Raw genomic sequence first — 24,322 nt, 5'->3', positions numbered from 1 at the left:
GAACCGCTTAAGCCGCGAGCACCGGCAAGGCCAGAGCTCGCCTCCACCGCCTCCAGGGCAGCTGTACATACCCGCTTTCCAAAATGATCGCTTCCACCTCTCGGGCAAAGCCACCCCTGCCGTAACCGATACCCTCCTCGCCGGCTGGCCGTCTTCGCCGCGCCATACGGCGTAATGTGCACTCGCATGATCCACCCGCGGCAGCAAGTTGAAACGCTGAAAGACAAACCGATCAGCTGATTGCGCATGACCGCACGGTGATCAGCACTGGTTGCTGTCACGTATGTCATTTATCAGGACTCGGCCGCTGCACCGGCGGTCAAGCAGGCCGAGCAGGTTCAGCAAGGTGAGACTTCATTATCGTCATTTTTATGGCGCCAAAAAAACCTTACATCAGCGTGTAAACACCGGCGCCGGTACGACCGTTCGTACCTTTTCTGACGAAATCTGAAAAAAATTTTCCGATGCTGGCAATAAAATATCTCGCAACAGTTTCGCCCTTGATACATCGGGGGCAAACCGGCGCGTGCTATCAAATTGAAATTGTCAGCAGCTTAATAAATATTTAGAAATCTTTCATCAAGACAAAACCCGTTCAGGAACTTCTCATATCAACTACCGCTCATAGAGCCGTAACGAATTTCCTGCCCACGGGTTGTGAGAGATGACTTACAGATGACAATGGCAAGGTATCCACTACCTGCCACAACATACAGACAGGCCGCCCGGCTAACGCCCAAGTGCCTGTCCTTGCAGGAGACACGCGTCCCGTACAAATCGTCCTAGTGGTTGATTTCAAAGGATTTATCCCACTTGAAAAAACAAGCACAGCAAAGCGCCGCGTAGCGCCTTGCAATAAAGACGGCTGCATGACAGGGCACGTTTTTACTACTTGGCTTTTAAATGCCTAATTTGAGTGCATAACTTTTCGTGCACTCCGGACTTATGTTGCCTGCGCTCGGTGAAGTGTGCATTCGCCATGAACCCGTGCGCCTGAAAACTGCTGTTAATCAACCCAGCCCGGCACTCCACGGAGGCGTCGGCGTGATAAACACATGAGGTGATAGCGATGCGTATCAGCATCTTTGGTTTGGGTTATGTGGGTGCAGTCTGTGCAGGCTGCCTGACGGCGCGTGGCCATGAAGTAATCGGTGTGGACGTGTCCAGCACCAAGATCGACCTGATCAACCAGGGCAAGTCGCCGATCGTGGAACCTGGCCTGGAAGCACTGTTGCAACAAGGCATCGCCAATGGTCGCCTGCGCGGCACCACCGACTTCGCCGAGGCCATTCGCGCCAGCGATGTATCGATGATCTGTGTGGGCACCCCCAGCAAGAAAAACGGTGACCTGGGCCTGGAATACATCGAGTCGGTGTGCCGGGAAATCGGCTATGTGCTGCGCGACACCACACGCCGCCATACCATCGTGGTGCGCAGCACCGTGTTGCCAGGCACCGTCAAGAACGTGGTGATCCCGATCCTCGAAGATTGCTCGGGCAAAAAGGCCGGCGTCGACTTCGGCGTCGCGGTGAACCCGGAATTCCTGCGTGAAAGCACTGCAATCAAGGACTACGACCAGCCACCGATGACCGTCATCGGCGAACTGGACAGCGCCAGCGGCGACATCCTCCAGGCGCTGTACGAAGAACTCGACGCCCCGGTCATCCGCAAGCCGATCGAAGTGGCCGAGATGATCAAATACACCTGCAACGTGTGGCATGCCACCAAGGTCACCTTCGCCAACGAGATCGGCAACATCGCCAAGGCTGTCGGTGTGGATGGCCGTGAAGTGATGGACGTGGTCTGCCAGGACAAGGTGCTCAACCTGTCGCAGTACTACATGCGCCCCGGCTTTGCCTTCGGCGGCTCGTGCCTGCCAAAGGACGTGCGCGCCCTGACCTACCGTGCCGCCAGCCTGGACGTGCGTGCCCCGCTGCTCGACTCGCTGATGCGCAGTAACGAGTCGCAGGTGCAAAACGCCTTCGAACTGATCGAAGCCCACGACAAACGCAAGGTCGCCCTGCTTGGCCTGAGCTTCAAAGCCGGCACCGACGACCTGCGCGAAAGCCCACTGGTGGAGCTGGCCGAACGCCTGATCGGCAAGGGCTACCAACTGGATATCTACGACGAGAACGTCGAATACGCCCGCGTTCATGGAGCCAACAAAGACTACATCGAATCGAAGATCCCGCACGTATCGTCGCTGCTCAACGGTGACTTCCACAAGGTCATCGACAACGCCGACATCATCGTTCTGGGCAACCGTGACGAGCAGTTCCGTGCCCTTGCCCAGCAAGTACCGGCCGGCAAACAAGTAATCGACCTGGTCGGCTTCATGAGTGAACCGACCAGCGCAGCCAGCCGCACCGAAGGCATCTGCTGGTAAGCCCTGGGCCAGGCGGCGCAAGGCTCCCCACTTGCGCTGCCGCCCTTTCCCGAATTTTCCACGGATGCTGAACATGCAAAGGCTCCAGACAGTGCTGTTGCAGTGCGCCGGTTGGCTGCTCTACATGAGCCTGCTCATGCTGATCGCCCTGGCCCTGCCAGCCGATATCTTCGACTCGCAATCGAAGCACTTCATCTTCCTGGTCGGCGCCGTCGGCATCTGGCGCTACTCGATGGGCGCCACCCATTTCATCCGCGGCATGATCTTCCTCTACGGTGTGTACCCCTACCTGCGCCGCAAGGTGCAGAAAATGGGCAGCGCCGCCGACCCGTCGCACGTGTACCTGATGGTCACCAGCTTCCGCATCGAAGCATTGACTACCGCTCAGGTGTACAGCTCGGTGATCCGCGAGGCGATCAACTGTGGTTTCCCCACCACCGTGGTCTGCTCGCTGGTGGAAATGTCCGATGAATTGCTGGTGAAGAGCCTGTGGGCCAAGTACAACCCGCCGGCCCACGTGAAGCTGGACATCGTGCGCATCGCCGGTACTGGCAAGCGCGATGGCCTGGCCTACGGCTTCCGTGCCATCTCCCGCATGCTGCCGGACGAAAACGCCGTGGTGGCGGTGATCGACGGTGACACCGTGCTGGCCGATGGCGTGGTGCGCAAGACCGTACCGTGGTTCAAGCTGTACCCCAATGTCGGCGGCCTGACCACCAACGAGTTCTGCGAAGTACGCGGCGGCTACATCATGAGCGAATGGCACAAGCTGCGCTTCGCCCAGCGCCACATCAACATGTGCTCGATGGCCCTGTCCAAGCGCGTACTGACCATGACCGGGCGCATGTCGATGTTCCGCGCCAGCGTGGTCACCAACCCCGAGTTCATTGCCGACGTCGAAAGCGACTCGCTGATGCACTGGCGCCTGGGCCGCTTCAAGTTCCTGACCGGTGACGACAAGTCCAGCTGGTTCAGCCTGATGCGCCTGGGCTACGACACCTTCTACGTGCCGGACGCTGCCATCAACACGGTCGAGCACCCGCCGGAGAAAAGCTTCTTCAAGGCCAGCCGCAAGCTGATGTACCGCTGGTACGGCAACAACCTGCGGCAGAACTCCCGTGCGCTGGGCCTGGGCCTGCGGCGCCTGGGGCTGTTCACCAGCATCGTGCTGTTCGACCAGCGCGTATCGATGTGGACCAGCCTGCTGGGCCTGACCGTGGCGGTGATCGCCAGCCTCAAGTTCGGCCTGGCATACCTGCTGGTGTACCTGCTGTGGATCGGCATCACCCGCCTGATCCTCACCGTGATGCTGCTGTGCTCTGGCCACAACGTCGGCCCGGCCTACCCGCTGATCCTCTATTACAACCAGATCATCGGCGCGCTGATGAAGATCTACGTGTTCTTCCGCCTCGACAAACAGTCGTGGACGCGTCAGCCCACTGCCCTCAAGCGTGACCTCGCCAGCTTTCAACAATGGTTCAACACCTGGTCCTCGCGGACCATGACCTTCTCGGCGGCCAGCATCTTCGTTGCTGTGCTGTTCATGGTCGTGTGAGCCCAACCCGGATCGGATCTAACAGGAACAAACCCCATGAATACCGCCGTGAATGTCAACGTCGTGCATGAGTCCGAAGCCCAGCGCCAGCACGCCCGGGTACGCATCCCCGCCAAGCTGCGCTTCATCGACGCCCAGCGCCAGGCCCACGATGTGAAGGTCGACGACCTTTCCGCCGGAGGCTTGAGCTTCCACACCAAGCAGCAACTGGCGGTGGGCGATGCGTTGCGTGGGCGGTTGATGTTCACGGTCGACAACCTCGGCCTGTCGATGGACATCGAATTCCAGGTGCGCTCGTACCACCCCGACAGCGGGCGTACCGGTGCGCAATTCCAGAACCTGGAGCCCCGCGACATCGCCACCCTGCGCCATATCATCACCTCGCACCTGTCGGGTGAACTGATTACTGCCGGCGACGTGCTCAGCACCCTGCAGCGCGACAACTTCACCAAGGCGCGCAAGCAGAAGGACGGCGGCAGTGGCCTGAGCCCCTTCGGCCGGCTCAAGGCCGTTACCGTCACCCTCGGTGTGTTCGTGGTCGGCATCGCCGCCTTCGGTTTCGTCGCCAAGTCGTTGTACGGCATGTACTTCATCAGCCATGCCGAAGCAGGTGTGGTCGCAGTACCCACCACCAATGTCACCATGCCGCGCGACGGCACCGTGAACAGCCTGGTGGAGAGCGGTGGGCAGGTGGCCAAGGGCGCGCCACTGGCCAGCTTCACCACCAGCATGCTGGACATGCTCAAGGGCAACCTCGACGACACGCAACTGGAACCGGCGAAGATCGAGGAACTGTTCGGCAAGCAACTCTCCGGTACCCTCACCAGCCCCTGCGATTGCGTGGTCGCCCGCCAGTTGGTGGACGACGGCCAGTACGCGGCCAAGGGCCAGCCGATCTTCCAGCTGATTCCGCGTACCACCAACCCGATGGTCGAGGCGCGTTTCAGCTACCGCCAGTTCGATGAGGTCAAGCCAGGCACCCGGGTCAACTTCCAGGTCGCCGGCGAAGACGAAGTGCGTACCGGTCAGATCGTCAGCAGCGCCAGCCTCAACAGCGAAGACCTGGCCTCCGACATCCGTGTGCAGATCAAGCCCGATAGCGGCCTGCCCGCCGAGCTGGCCGGCCGCCCGGCGGCAGTCAACAGCGACCGTGGCCCGTCGCTGAACTGGCTGATCGACAAAGCCGTGGCCCGTGGGCTGTAAGAGGATCGGACGATGATCGCTGATACCAACACCTGCCCCCACAGGTTCCGTGTGAACCTGGGTCTGTGTGGCCTGGCCATGGCCATCACCTTGGCCGGCTGCGCCGGCCTGCCCGACCAGCGCCTGGCCAACGAAGCCCTGAAGCGCGGTGACACGGCATTGGCCGAACGCAACTACAAGGCCCTGGCCGACCTGGGCTACAGCGATGCGCAAGTGGGCCTGGCCGACATCAAGGTGGCCAGCCGCGACCCGGCGCAAATCAAGGAGGCCGAGGCCACCTACCGCGCTGCCGCTGCGTCCTCGTCGCGCGCCCAGGCCCGCCTTGGCCGCCTGCTGGTGGCCAAGCCCGACAGCACCCAGGCCGAGCGTGAAGAAGCCGAAACGCTGCTGAAACTCGCCGCCCGCCAGGGTGAAGGCAACACCCTGATCCCGCTGGCGATGCTGTACCTGAGCTACCCGCAAAGCTTCCCCAAGGTCAACGCGCAGCAGCAGATCGACCAGTGGCGCGCCACCGGCAACCCGGAAGCGGGCCTGGCCCAGGTGCTGCTGTATCGCACCCAGGGCAGCTACGACCAGCACCTGGACGACGTGGAGAAAATCTGCAAGGCCGCCCTGAGCGCCACCGACATGTGCTACGTCGAACTGGCCACCGTGTACCAGAAGCGCGGCCAGACCGACCAGCAGGCCGCCCTGCTCGGCCAGCTGCAGGCGGCCTACGCCCGTGGTGCCGTGCCAGCCAGCCGGGTCGACAGCGTGGCCCGGGTGCTGGCCGATCGCAGCCTTGGCCAGACCGATGAAAAAACTGCCAAGGACTTGCTCGAACAGGTGGCACCGGCCAACCCGGCGTCGTGGGTCAGCCTGGCGCAATTGCTGTACGAGTTCCCCGAACTGGGCGATACCGACCAGTTGCTGGCCTACATCGATAAGGGTCGCGAAGCCGAGCAGCCACGTGCCGAACTGCTGCTGGGCCGCCTGTACTACGAAGGCAAGACCGTACCGGCCGACGCCAAGAAAGCCGAACGCCACCTGCAGGCGGCCGCCAACGCTGGCGAAACCAGCGCCCATTACTACCTGGGCCAGCTGTACCGCCGTGGTTACCTGGGCAACGTCGAGCCGCAAAAGGCTGTCGACAACCTGCTGGCCGCCGCCCGCGGCGGGCAGATCAGCGCCGACTATGCCTTGGCCCAGTTGTTCAGCGAAGGCCATGGCATTCGCCCGCAACCAGGCAATGCCTGGGTGTTCGCCCAGCTGGCACAAGCCAACCCCACGCCGCAGGCGGCAGAAATGCTGCAGCGGCTCGAGCCGCAACTGACCCCGGACCAGCGCCACCAGGCCGAGCAACTGCTGGCTCAGGAAAAGCAGGCCCGCGGCAGCATGAGCCAAGGCGCCAACAGCACCCTGGCCACCGAAGCCCTGCAAGACGACGAACCAGAAGTAGACGGTGAGGACTCGCTATGACGCTCAATCCCTTCGTGAAAGCCGGCATCGGCCTGAGCTTCGCCCTGCTGTGGTCCTGCCCGACCCTGGCGGAAATGACCGCTGAGAAAAATTTCGGCCTGGACGTGAAAATCACCGGCCAATCGGAAGACGACCGTGACCTGGGTACCCGCCCCGGCGGCGACGTCAACGGCCTGGGCCTGGACCTGCGCCCATGGGTGTACGGCGAGCGCGGCAACTGGAGCGCCTACGCCATGGGCCAGGCGGTCGCAGCCACCGACACCATCGAAACCGACACCCTGCGCCAGAACGACGACGGCACCACCACCGACACCGGTGACGACAGCCGCAAGCCAGACAAAAGCTACCTGGCCATGCGCGAATTCTGGGTCGGCTACAGCGGCCTCACCGCCTACCCTGGCGAGCAACTGCGCCTGGGTCGCCAGCGCCTGCGCAGCGATGACGGCATGTGGCGCGACACCAACATCGAGGCGCTGAACTGGACCTTCGACACCACCTTGCTCAAGGCCGACCTGGGCGTGGCCCAGCGCTTCAGCGAATACCGCACCGACCTCACCGAGCTGGCGCCCGAGGACAAGGACCGTACGCACGTCTACGGCAACATCGCCACGCAATGGACGCCCGGCCACTGGGTTGGCCTGCGCGCCCACCACACCCATGACAGCGGCAGCCTGAACCAACCCGGGGAAACCGTCGATGCACTGGACAAGACCCGCACCGGCGACCTGACCTGGCTGGGCCTCGAGGCCAACAGCGACGCCTACAACTGGCGCAATGACCACACCGTCAACTACTGGGGCAGCGTCACCTGGCTGACCGGCGACCGCGACAAGCTCACCACCCAACAGGTGGGTGACGACCAGGTGGCCACCGGCAAGCAGAGCGGCAACGTCAATGCCTGGGCCACCGACCTGGGTATCCGCCTGCGCCTCGACCCGCAATGGCAGGTGGGTGCAGCCTACGCCCGCGGCAGCGGCGGCGGCGGTGACGATGGTTCGAACAACTTCGAGCAGACCGGGCTGGAAAGCAACCGCTCCAACTTCACCGGCACCCGCTCGCGGGTACACCGCTTCGGTGAGGCCTTCCGCGGCGAGCTGGGCAACCTGCAGGCGGCCACGCTGTTCGCATCATGGCAACTGCGCGACGACTATGACGCCAGCCTGATCTACCACAAGTTCTGGCGCGTCGATGGCAACCAGAACATCGGCTCCAGCGGCATCAACGCCGTGGTCGACGACAACGGTGTGAACCGCCAACTGGTCGACGGTGAAAAAGACCTTGGCCAGGAGATGGACGTGGTCGTGACCAAGTACTTCAAGCAAGGCCTGCTGCCCGCGTCCATGAGCCAGGCCATCGACGAGCCGTCTGCCCTGGTGCGCCTGCGCGCGGGTGTATTCAAGCCGGGCGACGCCTATGGCAAGGAAGCGGACTCGTACATGCACCGCGCCTTCGTCGACGTGATCTGGCGCTTCTGAGGCCGGGAGAAACCTGATGAACCTTCACCCGCACCTACGTCACAGCCTGTTGGCCAGCGCCTTGTTGCTGGCCTCGGGCCTGGCCGTCGCCGCAGAGCCCAAGGTCATTGCCAAGGAGCTGCAGCAGGCCAAGACCTACACCGTGGCCAGCGCGCCGATCGAGCCCCTGCACATGGACCCGCCCAAGCTGCCCGACCTGAGCGGCTACACCGCCCAGGCCGTGCAGAAGAAGATCGACCGCAGCCACAAGGGCAAGGTCAGCCTGCGCCGCATGTTCCAGGAGGACACCCTCAAGGAGTTTGTCGGCGGCGACAACAAGGCGGCCGAGTGGGTCCAGCGCCAGCACGGTATTCCGCAGGCGATCTTCATCGATGACGGCCATGTCGACCTTGTCGAGCTGAGCAAGCAGGTGCCGCGACAGTACCTGCGCGAAGTCGAGCCGGGCGTTTACCTGGCGCGCCTGCCGATCGTGGTCGGCCGCAAGGGCATCCTCGAGATCGATGGCAAGGTCAAGCAATTGCGCCTGTCCCAGGAGGGCGGCGCGTTCCTGGTCAACGACGGCAAGCTGTTCGTCACCGACACCCAGGTGACTGGCTGGCGGGAAAAAGACAACGGCCCGGCGACCTTCCGCTCGCCCAAGGAGTTCCGCCCGTTCCTGCTGTCGTGGGGCGGTACCGAGACCTATATCGTCAATACCAGGATGGCCAGTTTCGGCTATGCCAAGTCCAAGTCGTACGGCGTGAGCATTTCGCAGTACACCCCGAACATGGCCAAGCGCATGGGCCGCCCGGAACCCACCGGCTGGATCATCGGTTCGCAGTTCAGCGACATGTGGTACGGCTTCTACTGCTACGAAACCCAGGACTTCGTGGTCAAGGACAATACCTACAACGACAACATCGTCTATGGCATCGACCCGCACGACCGCTCGCACCGCCTGATCATCGCCGGCAACACGGTCTACGGCACCAAGAAGAAGCACGGCATCATCATTTCGCGTGAGGTCAACGACAGCTGGATCATCAACAACAAGAGCTACGACAACAAGCTCTCCGGCGTGGTGATCGACCGTAACAGCGTCAACAACCTGGTGGCCTACAACGAGATCTACCGCAACCACACCGACGGCATCACCCTGTACGAAAGCGGCGACAACCTGATCTGGGGCAACAAGCTGATCAACAACCGACGCCACGGCATACGCGTACGTAACAGCGTGAACATCCGCCTGTACGAGAACGTGGCCATGGCCAACGGCCTGGTCGGCGTGTACGGCCACATCAAGGACTTGTCCGACACCGACCGCGACATCGCCCTCGACCCGTTCGACACCAAGGTGTCGCTGATCGTGGTGGGCGGCGAACTGGCGGCCAACGGCTCAGGCCCGCTGTCGATCGACTCGCCGCTGTCGGTCGAGCTGTACAAGGTATCCATGCTCGCCCCGCGCAAGGCCAGCGGCATCAGCCTCAACGGCGTGCTGGGCGAGCGCCAGGACGAAATCCTCGACCTGCTGGTCCGCCAGCAGAAGGCTGTGCTGATCGACCCGGTCGAGCGCCAGACCGAAATGATCGATTAAGGAAGCCCAGACCATGACTCCACACCTGATGAAACTGCTGGGCCTGTCCGCTGCCCTTCTGGCAATCAGCCAAGGCGTGCGCGCCGATGAAGTCAAGGCCCCGACCTTCACGGCCGAACCCTGCTGCCAGCTGTGCCCCGAAGCGCACGATGCCAGCCGCTACACCACCCGCTACCAGCAGAACTTCACCACCCTGGTGCAAGCCAAGGGCGACTGGCTGTTCCGCACACGCGAAGACTTGCGCACCGAGTTCAGCACCACGCCGGCCGGCTACAAGCGCCTGCAACAAGTGCACGACGCGTTCAAGAAGCGTGGCGTGGAGCTGGTGATGGTGTACCAGCCCACCCGTGGCCTGGTGAACCGCAACATGCTCAACCCGGCCGAGAAAGCTGCGTTCAACTACCAGAAGGCACTGGGCAACTACCAGGCCATGCTCAAGCGCTTCGCCAGCATGGGCTACAACGTGCCCGACCTGTCGCCGCTGACCAACGAGCAACTGGCCGCCGCCGACCAGGGCAAGGACTTCTACTTCCGCGGTGACCAGCACTGGACACCGTACGGTGCCCAGCGCGCCGCCAGGATCGTCGCCGACACCGTGCACAAGATGCCGGCTTTCGCGGGCATCCCGCGCAAGGAATTCGAAACCAGGAAATCTGGCCGCATGGGCAAGACGGGCACCCTGCACAACGTGGCCGGCCAACTGTGTGGCACCAGCTATGCGATCCAGTACATGGACCAGTTCGCCACCGAGCCGACAGGCTCCAGCGGCGGCGGCGACGACCTGTTCGGCGACAGCGGCAACGCACAGATCACCTTGGTCGGCACCAGCCACAGCGGCAAGAACTACAACTTCTCCGGCTTCCTCGAGCAGTACATCGGCGCCGATGTGCTCAACGTCGCCTTCCCCGGCGGTGGCCTGGAAGGCTCGATGATCCAGTACCTGGGCAGCGAGGAATTCCGCAAGAACCCGCCCAAGATCCTGATCTGGGAGTTCTCGCCGCTGTACCGCCTGGACCAGGAAACCATCTGGCGGCAAATCCTTGGCCTGCTCGACGATGGCTGCAATGACCGCCCGGCGCTGATGAGCGCCAGCACCACGCTCAAGCCCGGCAACAACGAGTTGATGGTCAACGGCAAGGGCGGCGTGGTGAAACAGCTGATCAACCGCAACCTGCAGATGGATGTCAGGTTCGACGACCCATCGGTGAAGGTGCTGCAAGCCACCCTGTGGTACCTCAACGGCCGCCACGAAGACATCAAGCTGGAAAAACCGGAAACCTCCGACACCGACGGCCGCTTTGTCTTCCAGATGCGCGAGGACGAGGACTGGGCCGACCAGAGCCTGCTGGCGTTCGAGGTGCAAGGCCCGGAAAGCGGCACCCAGAAAGTCGAGGCCAAACTCTGCAAACGCAACAACTTCGCCGTGCCTGCGCAAACCGCGCAAGCCGGCCAGTGAGGCGACCATGACCGTATTCAAGCAAATCTTTCGCCCTGCCCTGCTCGCCATGGCGCTGTTCGGCAGCGCCGCGCACGCTGCGCTGGTGCCACCCCAAGGCTATTACGAGGGCATCGAGAAACCCAAAACGGGCGACGGCAATTTCCGCTGCGAGCCGGCACCGAAACCCTATACCGGTGCGCTGCAATTCCGCAGTAAGTACGAAGGCTCCGACAAGGCCCGTGCCACGCTCAATGTCGCCTCGGAAAAGGCCTTTCGCAAGTCGACCGAAGACATCACCACGCTGGAAAAGGGCGTGAGCAAGATGGTCGGCCAATACATGCGTGATGGCCGCCCGGCGCAACTCGACTGCACCTTGGCTTGGCTGGGGACCTGGGCGCGGGCCAATGCGCTGCTGTCCACCGACTACAACCACACCGGCAAGTCGATGCGCAAATGGGCCCTGGGCAGCATGAGCGGCTCGTGGCTGCGCCTGAAGTTCTCCACTGCCCAGCCGCTGGCCGCGCACCAGGCCGAGGCCAAGCTGATCGAGAAATGGCTGGACCGCCTGGCCGAGCAGACCGTGCAGGACTGGAGCAACCTGCCGCTGGAGAAGATCAACAACCACAGCTACTGGGCCGCCTGGTCGGTGATGGCCACCGCCGTGGCCACCGACCGCCGCGACCTGTTCGACTGGGCGGTGAAGGAATTCAAGGTGGGTGCCAACCAAGTCGACGAGCAAGGTTTCCTGCCCAACGAGATCAAGCGCAAGCAACGTGCCCTGGCCTATCACAACTACGCCCTGCCGCCGCTGGCGATGATTGCCAGCTTCGCCCAGGCCAACGGCGTGGACCTGCGCAGCGAAAACAACTTTGCCCTGCAGCGCTTGGGCGAAGGTGTGCTCTACGGCGCCCGCGACCCCCGTCACTTCGCCGAACGTGCCGGTGAGAAGCAGGACATGAAAGACCTCAAGGTCGACAACAAGTACGCCTGGCTCGAGCCTTGGTGCGCGCTGTACCACTGCGTCGGCGACACGCTGGAGCGCAAGCACGGGATGCAGCCGTTCAACAGCTTCCGGCTGGGCGGCGACCTGACCCGGGTCTACGACCCGAGCGCAGCAAGCAAGAAGTGAACTGACTCCCATTGTGGGGTCGGTACCTGTGGGAGCGGGCATGCCCGCGAAGAGGCCACCGCGGTGCATGGCAAGGGCTTCGCCCTTGTTCGCGGGCATGCCCGCTCCCACAGGGCTCTAAGTTGCCCTCCAGCTTTTTGCTGGGGGGTTTGGGGGGCGCTGTGCCCCGGATGCTGTGAACAATAAGGAGAACCGGGATGGTCTTCTCGTCCAACGTGTTCCTGTTCCTGTTCTTGCCGATATTCCTCGGCCTGTATTACTTGAGCGGGCAACGTTATCGCAACCTGCTGCTGCTGATCGCCAGCTACATCTTCTACGCCTGGTGGCGGGTGGACTTCCTGGCGCTGTTCGCCGGGGTCACCCTGTGGAACTACTGGATCGGCCTGAAAGTGGGTGCCGCCGGCGTGCGCACCAAGCCGGCACAGCGCTGGCTGCTGCTGGGCGTTGGTGTCGACCTGGCCATTCTCGGCTACTTCAAGTACGCCAACTTCGGTGTCGACAGCCTGAATGCGATCATCACCTCGTTTGGCCTGGAGCCCTTCATCCTCACCCACGTGCTGCTGCCGATCGGTATCTCGTTCTACATCTTCGAGTCGATCAGCTACATCATCGACGTGTACCGCGGCGACACCCCGGCCACGCGCAACCTGATCGACTTCGCCGCGTTCGTGGCGATCTTCCCGCACCTGATCGCCGGCCCCGTGCTGCGTTTCAAGGACCTGGTCGACCAGTTCAACAACCGCACCCATACCCTGGACAAGTTCTCCGAAGGCTGCACCCGCTTCATGCAGGGTTTCATCAAGAAGGTGTTCATCGCCGACACCCTGGCAGTGGTCGCCGACCACTGCTTCGCCCTGCAGAACCCGACCACCGGGGATGCCTGGCTCGGCGCCCTGGCCTATACCGCGCAGTTGTACTTCGACTTCAGCGGCTACAGCGACATGGCCATCGGCCTGGGGCTGATGATGGGCTTCCGCTTCATGGAAAACTTCAAGCAGCCATACATCAGCCAGTCCATCACCGAGTTCTGGCGGCGCTGGCACATCAGCCTGTCGACCTGGCTGCGCGACTACCTGTACATCACCCTGGGCGGTAACCGCAAAGGCACCTTCAACACCTACCGCAACCTGTTCCTGACCATGCTGCTGGGCGGCCTGTGGCATGGCGCCAACTTCACCTACATCATCTGGGGCGCCTGGCACGGCATGTGGCTGGCGATCGAGCGGGCGCTGGGCATCGACACCAACCCGCAGCGTTTCAACCCGGTGAAATGGGCCTTCACCTTCCTGCTGGTGGTGGTCGGCTGGGTGATCTTCCGCGCCGAAAACCTGCACGTCGCCGCACGCATGTACGGCGCCATGTTCAGCTTCGGGGACTGGCAGCTGTCGGAACTCAACCGTGCCCAGCTCACCGGCCTGCAGGTCGCCACCCTGGTGATCGCCTACCTCACCCTGGCTTTCTTCGGCCTGCGCGACTTCTACCGCAACGCCAAACCCACGCCCAAGGCCACCCCGGTGCAGGTCAACAGCGACGGTTCGCTGGGCCTGGACTGGACCCGGGTCATGACCCGCGCGCTGGTGTTGCTGCTGTTCGTGGCCTCGATCCTCAAGCTTTCGGCGCAGAGCTACTCGCCGTTCCTCTACTTCCAGTTCTGAGGTGGCTGACATGACCCGAACGTTACGCATTACCTATTCGCTGTCCTTCATCGGCCTGTTGGTGGGCATGGGCGTCTGGTCCACCGGTGGGTTGGAAAGTTTCCAGCGCACCGAGCAGATGACCCTGCTCAACGGCAAACTGGCCAAGGCAGCCGAAACCCATTACGACGACCAGTTCCCAATCAAGCGCCTGGGCACCAACCTGTGGGCGGCGATGGACTTCAAGCTGTTCCACGAAGGCCGCCCTGGCGTGGTGCTGGGCCGCGACCAGTGGTTGTTCAGTGACGAAGAGTTCAAGCCCACCGCCGGTGCCGAACACCTGATGCAAGAGAACCTGGCGCTGATCCGCGGTGTACGCGACACCCTGCAGCAGCACGGCGTTCACCTGGTGCTGGCGATCGTCCCGGCCAAGGCGCGGGTGTATGCCGAATACATCGGCAAGCAACAACCGGCCAGCTTGCATGACGACCTGTACAACCAGTTTCACGCCCAGGCACGCCAGGCCAACGTGTTTGCGCCCGAGCTGATGGGCCCACTGGCGCAGGCCAAGGCCCGCGGCCAGGTGTTCCTGCGTACCGACACCCACTGGACGCCGATGGGCGCCGAAGTGGCGGCGCAGGCGCTGGCCGACGCCGTGCGCCGGCAGAACCTGCTCGACGGCGCCCCGCAGGCCTTCATCACCGAAGCAGGCAGCACCGCCCCGTACAAAGGCGACCTGACCAACTTCCTGCCACTGGACCCTTTGTTCAGCAACCTGCTGCCCGCCCCGGACAGCCTGCAACAACGTACCACCCGGGCCGCCGAGGCCAAGGGTGACGGCGCTGACGCGCTGTTCGCCGACAGCCGCATACCGGTGGCACTGGTTGGCACCAGCTACAGCGCCAACCCGCACTGGAACTTCCTTGGCGCCCTGCAGCAGGCGCTGCGCAGCGACGTGGCCAATTACGCCGAGGACGGCCACGGCCCGTTGGTGCCCATGCTCAAGTACCTGCAAAGCGATGCCTTCAAGAACGCCGCGCCACAAGTGGTGGTGTGGGAATTCCCAGAACGATATCTGCCAATGAAGAACGACCTCAGCAGCTTCGACCCGCACTGGGTCGCGCAGCTGAAGAACGCCCGTAAATCCGAAGAAAACCTGGCCTTGTCGTCCACCCGGACGAACCACTGACTGAAGAGAGGAACACGCACATGACTACCAAGACTTCCATTGCCAAAGCCCTCACCCTGGCGGCCGGCCTGTCCCTTGCTTCCATGCAGGCCTTCGCCGGCGCCGACGCCGCACTGTATGGCCCCAGCGCGCCGAAAGGCTCCACGTTCGTGCGGCTGTACAACGCCACCAGTGCACCGGCTGCCGCCAGTGTGGGCAACACCCAGATCAAGCAGGTTGGCGCCCAGGCCAGCAGCGATTTCAGCTTCCTGCCTGGCGGTGACTACACCGCCCAGGTCGGCGGCAAGAGCGTGCCGGTCAAGCTGGCCTCGGACAAGTACTACACCCTGGTCAACAGCAACAGCGGCAACCCGAAGCTGATCGAAGAGCCGCCGTTCAAGAACAAGCAGAAAGCCCTGGTGCGGGTGCAGAACCTGAGCGACCAGCAGCTGACCCTGAAAACCGCCGACGGCAAGACCGAAGTGGTCAAGCAGGTGGCCGCCAACGGCCGTGGTGAGCGCGAGATCAACCCGGTCAAGGTGAACCTGGCGCTGTACCAAGGTGACAAGAAAGTGGGTGACGTGAAGCCGGTCGCCCTTGAGCGCGGCGAAGCCGCAGTGCTGTACGTAACGGGTTCCGGCAACGCCTTGTCGCCGGTGTGGGTAACTCGCCCCGTGGCTAGCAACTGATTCCCCTGCCTCTCAACGACTATTGGAGAAACATGATGATCCCGGTAATTCTTTCTGGTGGTAGCGGTTCGCGTCTGTGGCCTTTGTCGCGCAAGCAGTTCCCCAAGCAGTTCCTGGCCCTGACCGGTGAACACACGCTGTTCCAGCAAACCCTCTCGCGCCTGGTGTTCGAGGGCATGGACACGCCGATCGTGGTCTGCAACAAGGACCACAAGTTCATCGTGCAGGAGCAGCTGGCTGCCCTGAAGCTGGAAACCCAAGGCATCCTGATGGAGCCGTTTGGCCGCAATACGGCGCCCGCGGTGGCCATGGCCGCGATGAAACTGGTCAACGAAGGCCGTGACGAACTGATGCTGGTGCTGCCTGCCGACCATGTAATCGAGGACCAGAAGGCCCTGCAACGTGCCCTGGCCCTGGCCACCGTAGCGGCAGAGCGCGGCGAGATGGTGTTGTTCGGGGTACCGGCGACCAAGCCGGAAACCGGCTACGGCTACATCCGCTCCAGCCAGGATGCATTGCTGCCCGAGGGCGTGGCGCGGGTAGCGCAGTTCGTCGAGAAGCCCGACGAGAAGCGCGCCACCGAGTTCGTCCAGGCCGGTGGTTACTTCTGGAACAGCGGCATGTTCCTGTTCCGCGCCAGCCGCTTCCTCGAGGAGCTGAAAAAGCACGATGGCGATATCTACGACACCTGTGTATTGGCCTTGGAGCGTAGCCAGGAAGACGGCGATGTGCTGAGCATCGACCCCGCCACTTTCGCCTGCTGCCCGGACAACTCCCTCGACTACGCGGTGATGGAAAAAACCCAGCGCGCCTGTGTCGTGCCGATGTCGGCCGGCTGGAGCGACGTGGGCTGCTGGTCGTCGTTGTGGGAGGTGCATGAGAAGGACGACAATGGCAACGTCACCAAGGGCGATGTGGTGGTGCAGGACAGCCACAACTGCATGATCCACGGTAACGGCAAGCTGGTGTCGGTGATCGGCCTTGAGAACATCGTGGTGGTCGAGACCAAGGACGCCATGATGATCGCCCACAAGGACAAGGTTCAGGGCGTGAAGCAGATGGTCAAGACACTGGACGAACAGGGCCGTAGCGAAACCCAGAACCACCTGGAAGTGTATCGCCCATGGGGTTCTTACGACTCGGTGGACATGGGCGGCCGCTTCCAGGTCAAGCACATCACCGTCAAGCCAGGCGCCAGCCTGTCGCTGCAGATGCACCACCACCGCGCCGAACACTGGATCGTGGTGTCCGGCACTGCCGAGGTGACCTGCGACGAAAACGTGTTCCTGCTGACCGAGAACCAGTCGACCTACATCCCGATTGCGTCGGTACACCGCCTGCGCAACCCGGGCAAGATCCCGCTGGAGATCATTGAGGTGCAGTCCGGGAGTTACCTGGGCGAAGATGATATCGAGCGCTTCGAAGATGTGTATGGGCGCACCTCTACGCCGGTCGAGCGTGGGGTTTCGGTGAAGACCATCGCGCAGTAAAGCGGCAAGCGGCAAGCGGCAAGCGGCAAGCGGCAAGCGGCAAGCGGCAAGCGGCAAGCTACAAGCTGCAAGCTGCAAGCTGCAAGCTGCAAGCGGCAAGCTGCAAGCGGCAAGCGGCAAGCTGCAAGCTGCAAGCTACAAGCTGCAAGCTACAAGAAACAGCGGGGCGGCGTCGAATCTAAAATTGTGGGTTCTCCACCGCCCTGCTTTTTCTTGTAGCTTGTAGCTTGTAGCTTGTAGCTTGTAGCTTGTAGCTTGTAGCTTGCAGCTTGCAGCTTGCAGCTTGCAGCTTGCCACTCCAAGATGTGCCGAGACTCGAACGGAATCCGCACATCATGATCATCGGTGCCGTCCTTATCCTCACCTGGCTGGTGCTGCTGTTGCGCTACCCGGCCAAGGCCCTGCCCATTTCCCTGGCCGCCGTGTGCGGCCTGGGCCTGGTGGCCCTGTTCGTTGCCTGGCAGGACACCCGCGAAGCCTCGCAACTGGCCCGCCTGGACCTGCGCCTGAGCTACGCCCCAGACCAGTGCCCCGCCGACCGAACCCTGCAGGTGCACATGAAGAACGGCAACCCGGTACCGCTCACCGAACTGCGTTGGCGCGTAGCCGCCTATGCACCGGGCGATACCGTGAACCTCGCCGAAAATACCTACAACGCGCCGCGCTACCGTGGCCCTGGCGAACTGCAGCCGGGGGCCGAGTGGGAAGACTGCCTGCCCTTGCCGCCCCTGCGTTCCGGTTACCGAGCACAAACCCTGGAGTTTCGGGCTGAGCACCTGCAAGGTACATTTGCCAATTGATTCATTGCCAGTACCGGCGACACACCTCTCACCTTGATCAAAGGCCCCCACCATGCCCACCGTCCTGATCACCGGTTGTTCCAGCGGCATCGGCCGCGCCCTGGCCGACGCCTTCCGCGATGCTGGCCACCACGTCTGGGCCACTGCCCGCAAGCCTGAGGATGTCGAGCAACTGAGTGCCGCCGGCTACACCGCCCGGCAACTGGACGTGAACGACAGCGAGGCCCTTACCCGCTTGGCCGAGGAACTGGACAGCCTCGATATCCTGATCAACAACGCCGGCTACGGCGCCATGGGCCCATTGCTCGATGGAGGTGTGGACGCACTGCGCCAGCAATTCGAGACCAACGTCTTCGCCGTGGTAGGCGTCACTCGCGCGCTGTTCCCGCTGCTGCGCCGCTCACGGGGCCTGGTGGTGAATATCGGCAGCGTATCCGGCGTACTGGTCACCCCGTTCGCTGGCGCTTACTGCGCCTCCAAGGCCGCCGTGCATGCCCTGAGCGACGCCCTGCGCCTGGAGCTGGCCCCGTTCGGCGTGCGCGTGCTGGAAGTGCAGCCGGGGGCGATTGCCTCGCAGTTCGCCAGCAACGCCCAGCGCCAGGCCGAGCAGGTACTGGCGTCGGATTCGGCGTGGTGGCCGTTGCGTGAACAGGTGCAGGCGCGGGCGCGGGCTTCGCAGGACAAGCCGACTTCGGCGGCGGTGTTTGCCAAGGGCGTGTTGGCGGCGGTGAGCAGGTCGCCGGTACCGGCTGTGGTGCGCTTGGGCAATGGCAGTACGGCGTTGCCGTTGATGGCTCGGTTGCTGCCGCGGCGTTTGCTGGATTGGGCGTTGCGCAAGCGCTTTGGCCTGCTGCGACCGCTTTGATTCTTCTTTTTCCTGTGCTGGCCCCTTCGCGGGTAAACCCGCTCCTACAGGGTGGGAGCGGGCAAGCCCGCGAAGAGGCCGGTACAGGCAGTAGACAATCAGGCAATGGACCGCAGCACCCCGCCGTCCACCCGCAACGCCGCCCCGGTGGTAGCACTGGCCTGCAGCGATGCCAGGTACACCACCATGTTGGCCACCTCTTCCACTGTCGCCAGCCGCTTGATCAACGAACTGGGCCGGTGCTCGGCCAGGAAGCTGGTTTCCAGTTCAGCAGTCGTGACCCCCTGCTCCTCGGCCAGCTTGGCGAAGAAGTCACCCACGCCTTCAGAGCGCGTCGGCCCAGGCAGCACGGCATTCACCGTTACCCCGGTGCCCGCCAGGGTCTCGGCCAGCCCTCGTGACACCGCCAACAGCGCGGTCTTGGTCATGCCGTAGTGAATCATCTCGGTCGGGATCTGCAGCGCCGACTCACTGGACAGGAACACCACCCGCCCCCATTTGCGCTCGGCCATGCCTTGGGCATAGTGGCGCGACAGGCGCACCGCGCTAAGCACGTTGACGTCGAAGAAGCGCTGCCAGTCTTCGTCTTCGATCTCGAAGAACGGCTTGGGCTCGAAGATGCCCAGGTTGTTGACCAGGATGTCGGTATGCGGCACCTGGTCGAACAGCTTTTGCGCACCTTCCTGGGTGCCGAGGTCGGCAGCGATGCCGATGATGCGCGCTTGTGGCAGGCGTTCGCGCACGGCTTTAAGCGCTTCGTCGACGCGGGATTGGGTGCGGCCGTTGAGGACTACTTCGGCGCCGGCTTCGGCCAGACCTATGGCGATGGCCAGGCCAATGCCGGCGGTGGAACCGCTGACGATCGCGCGTTTGCCGTTCAGGGAAATGTGCATCTTTGCCTCCTCATCTGTCTGGGAAATCGCCGGGGCTGCTTTGCAGCCCTTCGCGGGCAAGCCCGCTCCTACAGGTATTGCGCTGTACCTGAGACCTGCGCTGCACTTGTGGGAGCTGGCTTGCCGGCGATGGGCTGCAAAGCTTTCTTCACCGGTTGCTGATCAAACGCCTGCCAGCCACCCCCCAACGCCTTGTACAACCCTACCAGCGCCTGCGACACCGCCGCCGAGCTGTCGATCCACTGTTCCTCGCTAGCCAGCAAGGCACTCTGCACCGTCAGCACGTTGAGAAAATCCACCGCCCCTTCCACGTACTGGCGCTGGGCGGTTTCCAGGGCGATGCGGTTCTGCCGCACGGCCTCGGCCAGGTGATCACGGCGCAACTGACTGGCGTTGTACAGGCGTAGCACATCGTCAATTTCGTGCCAGGCACCCAGCACCACCTTGCGATAATTCAACGCCGCTTCCTGCTGCTGCGCCTCGCGCAACTCCAGGGTGCCCTTGAGTCGGCCGCCCTCGAAGATCGGCAATGAAAGCTGTGGCCCAAAGGCAAACCGGCGCGCGTCCCAGGCACCGAAATCGGACAACTGCATGGCCTGGAAGCCGACACTGCCCGACAGCCGGATGCTCGGGTAGAAGTCGGCCTTGGCCACGCCGATGCTGGCGGTGGCAGCGTGCAGGCGAGCCTCGGCCTGGCGGATGTCCGGCCGGCGCTCGGCCAGCTCGGACGGCAAGCCGATGGCGAACTTCTGCCGCGGCGCAGGCAGTTCGCCGCCCTGTAGCAACTGAGCCTGCAGGCTGCGCGGGGGGTCGGCGGCGAGCAGGCTGAGGGCGTTGATCAGGTCATCGCGCCGGGCTTCGAGGCTGGGCAGACGCGACTCGATGGACGCCACCTGGGCACTGGCCTGGGCTACGTCGAGGCGGGTAGCGACGCCTTCGGCCTGGCGGCTTTCCGACAGCTTCAGGCTGTGCTGGGCGACCTTGAGGTTGTCGCGAGTGACATCGATGGTGTGCTGCACCGCACGCAACTGGATGTAGTTGCCGGCAGTTTCCGACAGTAATGCCAACAGCACACCGCGGCGGTCGTTCTCCGCCACTTCGACCGTGGCATCGGCCGCCTCGACCTGGCGCCGCACGCGGCCCCACAGGTCCAGTTCCCAACCCGCTACCAAGTCGCCCTGCCAGAGGTTGAAGGCTTGCTTGCCCGCCTTGCCAGAGGGGTCGCTCAGGCCTTCGGCGCTGTTGCGGGCACGGCTGTAGCCGGCAGCAACATCCACCGCCGGCATTTCATCGGCGGCCACGGTGCTGCGCAAGGCCCGGCTTTGTACCAGCCGGGCACTGGCCATCTGCAAGTCGAGGTTGCGCTCGGCAACGCGCTGGATCAATGCGCTGAGCTGGGCATCGTGGAAACTTTCCCACCAGCGCAGCTCCAGCGGTTCGGCCTGCGGCTGGCTGGCCGCCGCCTCACCTTGCAGCGGCGCCCATTGTTGCGGTGCCTGGCTGTCGGGGCGCAGGAAGTCCGGGCCCATTGTGCAGCCAGCCATCAGTACGGCCAGCAGCAATGGGCTCACGCGTAATGCCGCTTTCATCGTGCGCTGACCTCTTTGCCGTTCAGCTTGTCGCCACGGGTATCGATGGTCGCTTCCACCGACATGCCCACGCGCAAGCGGGCCAGCAGCGGCTGGCCATCCTCGAACACGATCTTCACCGGAATGCGCTGCACCACCTTGGTGAAGTTGCCGGTGGCGTTGTCCGGTTTCACGGCGGCGAAGGTCACGCCGGTGGCCGGGGCGATACTTTCCACATGGCCTTGCAGCTTCTCGCCGGAGAAGGTGTCGACGCTGATGCTCACCGGCTGGCCCGGCTGTACGTGGGTCAGCTGGGTTTCCTGGAAGTTGCCTACCACATAGGCCTGCTGCAACGGCACCACCGACAGCAGGCGAGCGCCCGGGTTGACGTAGGCGCCGATCCGCAGGGCACGCTCGCCGACCATGCCGTCCACCGGCGCGGTGATGCGTGTGTAGGACAGGTCTAGCTGGGCTTTTTCCAGGCCCGCTTCGGCGCGCTTGAGCTGGCCATCGGCACTGGCTACCTGGGCGGTAAGGATGTCCACTTGCTTGCGCGCCGCCACCAGCGCTGCCTGGGCATTGGCCAGCCGCGCGCGGGCCTGGTCGACCCTGCTGCGTGCCTGCTGGGCATTCTGCACGGTACCGGCGCCCTGCTCGGCCAGGCGGCTGTAGCGGTTGACCTCATGGTCGGCGAACGCCGCTTCGGCCTGGGCCGCTTTCACCGCAGCTTCGGCCTGGGCAATCAGCGAAGCTTGACGTTCCAGGGTGGCACGGGCATCGGCACTTTGCGCCTTGGCCACCAGCAATTGCGCCTGCGCCGCATCCAGCGCGGCCTGGTAGTCACGGGCATCGATGGTCGCCAATAGCTGGCCAGCCGTGACCTGCTGGTTGTCCTCTACCAGCACCTCCTTGATGAAGCCGGCGACCTTGGGCGCGACCACCGTGAAGTCGGCGATCACATAGGCGTCATTGGTGCTCTGGCGGTGGTCGCTGCCGAACATCCAGGGGCCGACGATGCCAGCCAGGACAGCCACGGCGAGCACCGAGCCGATAAACAGGGTTTTGCGGTTGTTGGTCATTTCAGCGGTTCTCGAATTCATCCAGGGTTCAGGCCACCGCGCGCGGCGGGTAGACCCGGGTGGGCACGAAAGGAATCAGGCAGATCAGGGCCACGGCGATGCAGGCCATGACCAGGTACAGGTCGGCCGAGGTCAGCACCAGCGCCTGGTCGTGGATGCGCCTGGCCAGGCCAGCGGCGTTATCGTCGACCAGCGGAGCGTTGCCCAGGCTGTCCACCAAGTGGTTGGAATGGAAGTGCCGGCGCAGGGTACCAAGAGCATCCAGCAGGCCACCGGCGATCACCGCGGCCAGGCCCTTGACGGTGTTGAACCAGCTGGAGGCGAACGGGCCTTCCTGCGGGGTCATGCCGTTGGTGGACAGCATCAGCAGCGGCAGCACCGCCATCGGCTGGCCGAACACCTGCAGCAGGTAGAACGGGTAGAAGTCGCCACGGATCCATTCGCTGGTCAGCAGGCTGCTGCCAACACAGGACACCGCCAGCATCGCCAGGCCGATGCCCAGCACCCAGCGGCAGTCCACCGCGCGGATGTTGCACAGCGCTGCGGTCAATGGCAGGGCGATCAACTGCGGCATCGCCACCAGCATCATCAGCGGGCTGGTCTGCGCCGGCCGGTAGCCCTGGATCTGCGCCAGGTAGGCCGACGGAATGCTGCCGACACCCGACAGCACGACCAGCACGCCGGCCAAGGTCACCAAGGCGAAACTCAGGTTGCGCCGCGACAGCATGCGCAACTGGAAGAACGGCAGCGGCTCGGACCATTCGTTGAACATGAACAGCACCAGCAACAGCAGCCCACCCCCGAGCAGCCAGCAGATCAGCGGCGAGTCGAACCAGCCCCAGCGGTCCCCCAGCGACAAGCCCAGGACGATACTGCTGATGGCCGGCAGGCCAAGCACCACGCCACGCCAGTCGAACTGCCTGAAACGCTCCAGGCGCAGCGGGTCCTGCGGCAGGCCCCAGCCCACACAACACATGGCCAGTGCCGACGGCAGAATGATCTGCCAGAACGCCCATTGCCAGCCCACGTATTCAGTCCACAACCCGGCCAGCGGGGTACCGAGGTTGGGGCCGAACGTGGCGGTCAGGGCGTAACAGGCCAGGCCGTACACTTTGATGCCCGGCGGCAGGAAACGCAGGGCCACGCTCATCAGCATCGGTGGCAAGGCGCCGGCGGCAAAGCCCTGCAGCACGCGCAGCAACATCAGGCTGTGCAGGTTGGGGGCGAACGGCTGCAGCAAGCCGAGCACGGCGAACAGGCCAATGGCGCTCAGGGTGAAGCGCCGCAGCGAGAAGGTGGTGGCCAGCCACGGCGCAAAGGCCATGGCCGAGACCGAAGCGGCGCTGTACACCGCCAGCAGCCAGGCACCTTCGTCGGCCCCGATGCCCATGGCGCCGCGGATATCGGCCAGGGAAATCTTGGTCACCGACTCGTTGAGGCCCGCACACAACACGGCCAGCAATACACCGAACAGCCCGACCACCACCTGCAGGCCGAACGCCGTCTGCGCAGGCGCAGCCGGCGCGGGGCCGCCTACGATGGCAGCAGACGGGGCGGACAGGGAACTCATGCAACGACATCTCCAGCAACAAATTTGCGAGTGGAGCAAGTCTAAGAAGGTCGAATGCTGACGAAAACTGACTTCTCGATAGGTTTATGTTGCGTCAGGCGCAATCCACTTTTTTGCAGGTCTGGCCCTATCGCCGGCAAGCCAGCTCCCACAGGGATCGCCTTAGGGCTGACAGGTGTTTGCCACAAGGTATGCCAGCGCCTGTTAGAGCGAGCGCCGCCCGCGCGGCGCATCGCGAGCTGCGCTCGCTCCTACGTTTGTTTCGGGCCAATTATTCCTGTGGGATTTGCGCGCGAACGCCTTGGTGCATGCCTCAATATCGCGCCGTACAAACAAGGCGGCCGCG

At 63.4% G+C, this 24,322-nt stretch carries 17 protein-coding genes and 1 pseudogene; 14 read left to right on the top strand and 4 right to left on the bottom strand.

Annotation, left to right across the window (positions count from 1 at the left end):
* Positions 1 to 1,069: 1,069 nt before the first annotated feature.
* The 14 genes from GYA94_RS15960 to GYA94_RS15895 all read left to right on the top strand — a co-directional run bounded on the left by GYA94_RS15960 (position 1,070) and on the right by GYA94_RS15895 (position 18,866).
* Positions 1,070 to 2,386, top strand: a complete 1,317-nt coding sequence (locus tag GYA94_RS15960) for a nucleotide sugar dehydrogenase (protein WP_009684459.1) — start codon at positions 1,070 to 1,072, stop codon at positions 2,384 to 2,386.
* A 73-nt stretch (positions 2,387 to 2,459) separates the two neighbouring features.
* Complete coding sequence (locus GYA94_RS15955) at positions 2,460 to 3,941, top strand: glycosyltransferase family 2 protein (protein WP_009684460.1); 1,482 nt, start codon at positions 2,460 to 2,462, stop codon at positions 3,939 to 3,941.
* A 36-nt stretch (positions 3,942 to 3,977) separates the two neighbouring features.
* Complete coding sequence (locus GYA94_RS15950; RefSeq protein ID WP_029887277.1) at positions 3,978 to 5,144, top strand: PilZ domain-containing protein; 1,167 nt, start codon at positions 3,978 to 3,980, stop codon at positions 5,142 to 5,144.
* A gap of 12 nt (positions 5,145 to 5,156) precedes the next feature.
* Positions 5,157 to 6,602 carry an alginate biosynthesis TPR repeat lipoprotein AlgK gene (algK, locus tag GYA94_RS15945; protein WP_110675611.1) on the top strand — a complete coding sequence of 482 codons (1,446 nt, stop codon included), beginning with the start codon at positions 5,157 to 5,159 and terminating at the stop codon, positions 6,600 to 6,602.
* Entirely contained in the window at positions 6,599 to 8,077 is a 1,479-nt protein-coding gene (locus GYA94_RS15940) for an alginate export family protein (protein WP_054905664.1), read from the top strand. Before algK ends, GYA94_RS15940 begins: the two co-directional genes overlap by 4 nt.
* A gap of 16 nt (positions 8,078 to 8,093) precedes the next feature.
* The gene (gene algG / locus GYA94_RS15935) at positions 8,094 to 9,653 is read left to right on the top strand and encodes a mannuronan 5-epimerase AlgG (protein ID WP_054912057.1); all 1,560 of its coding nucleotides are present in this window, start codon (positions 8,094 to 8,096) and stop codon (positions 9,651 to 9,653) included.
* Between the two features lie 13 nt (positions 9,654 to 9,666).
* Entirely contained in the window at positions 9,667 to 11,109 is a 1,443-nt protein-coding gene (locus tag GYA94_RS15930; RefSeq protein WP_161892689.1) for an alginate O-acetyltransferase, read from the top strand.
* A 7-nt stretch (positions 11,110 to 11,116) separates the two neighbouring features.
* The gene (locus tag GYA94_RS15925) at positions 11,117 to 12,220 is read left to right on the top strand and encodes a mannuronate-specific alginate lyase (protein ID WP_110675607.1); all 1,104 of its coding nucleotides are present in this window, start codon (positions 11,117 to 11,119) and stop codon (positions 12,218 to 12,220) included.
* A gap of 197 nt (positions 12,221 to 12,417) precedes the next feature.
* On the top strand, positions 12,418 to 13,875 hold the full coding sequence (locus tag GYA94_RS15920; RefSeq protein WP_110675605.1) for an MBOAT family O-acyltransferase: 1,458 nt from the start codon (positions 12,418 to 12,420) through the stop codon (positions 13,873 to 13,875).
* A gap of 10 nt (positions 13,876 to 13,885) precedes the next feature.
* Positions 13,886 to 15,043 (top strand): alginate O-acetyltransferase, encoded by a 1,158-nt coding sequence (locus GYA94_RS15915; RefSeq protein WP_161892688.1) that lies wholly within the window; start codon positions 13,886 to 13,888, stop codon positions 15,041 to 15,043.
* A 20-nt stretch (positions 15,044 to 15,063) separates the two neighbouring features.
* Positions 15,064 to 15,711 (top strand): alginate O-acetyltransferase AlgF, encoded by a 648-nt coding sequence (locus tag GYA94_RS15910; protein WP_054912061.1) that lies wholly within the window; start codon positions 15,064 to 15,066, stop codon positions 15,709 to 15,711.
* Between the two features lie 35 nt (positions 15,712 to 15,746).
* The gene (locus GYA94_RS15905) at positions 15,747 to 17,201 is read left to right on the top strand and encodes a mannose-1-phosphate guanylyltransferase/mannose-6-phosphate isomerase (RefSeq protein WP_110675603.1); all 1,455 of its coding nucleotides are present in this window, start codon (positions 15,747 to 15,749) and stop codon (positions 17,199 to 17,201) included.
* A 335-nt stretch (positions 17,202 to 17,536) separates the two neighbouring features.
* Positions 17,537 to 18,001: a multidrug transporter gene (locus tag GYA94_RS15900; RefSeq protein ID WP_161892687.1), complete on the top strand. Its 465-nt coding sequence runs from the start codon at positions 17,537 to 17,539 to the stop codon at positions 17,999 to 18,001.
* A 52-nt stretch (positions 18,002 to 18,053) separates the two neighbouring features.
* Complete coding sequence (locus GYA94_RS15895; RefSeq protein ID WP_161892686.1) at positions 18,054 to 18,866, top strand: SDR family oxidoreductase; 813 nt, start codon at positions 18,054 to 18,056, stop codon at positions 18,864 to 18,866.
* 98 nt (positions 18,867 to 18,964) lie between these two features.
* Here the strand turns inward: GYA94_RS15895 and GYA94_RS15890 are convergent, their stop codons facing one another.
* From GYA94_RS15890 to GYA94_RS15875, 4 genes and pseudogenes are all read right to left on the bottom strand, one after another.
* The gene (locus GYA94_RS15890; protein WP_161892685.1) at positions 18,965 to 19,759 is read right to left on the bottom strand and encodes an SDR family NAD(P)-dependent oxidoreductase; all 795 of its coding nucleotides are present in this window, start codon (positions 19,757 to 19,759) and stop codon (positions 18,965 to 18,967) included.
* Between the two features lie 152 nt (positions 19,760 to 19,911).
* Positions 19,912 to 21,348, bottom strand: a pseudogene (locus GYA94_RS15885) (efflux transporter outer membrane subunit); the annotation flags it as partial.
* Positions 21,345 to 22,406 carry an HlyD family secretion protein gene (locus tag GYA94_RS15880; protein ID WP_161892692.1) on the bottom strand — a complete coding sequence of 354 codons (1,062 nt, stop codon included), beginning with the start codon at positions 22,404 to 22,406 and terminating at the stop codon, positions 21,345 to 21,347. The gene GYA94_RS15880 and the pseudogene GYA94_RS15885, both read right to left, overlap by 4 nt.
* 28 nt (positions 22,407 to 22,434) lie before the next feature.
* The gene (locus GYA94_RS15875) at positions 22,435 to 23,976 is read right to left on the bottom strand and encodes an MFS transporter (RefSeq protein WP_161892684.1); all 1,542 of its coding nucleotides are present in this window, start codon (positions 23,974 to 23,976) and stop codon (positions 22,435 to 22,437) included.
* Positions 23,977 to 24,322 lie beyond the last annotated feature (346 nt).

It is taken from the genome of Pseudomonas juntendi (assembly GCF_009932375.1).
Lineage (GTDB): Bacteria > Pseudomonadota > Gammaproteobacteria > Pseudomonadales > Pseudomonadaceae > Aquipseudomonas > Aquipseudomonas juntendi.
The sequence above is the reverse complement of the archived record's forward strand: the minus strand, read 5'-3'. Positions and strand labels throughout refer to the sequence as shown.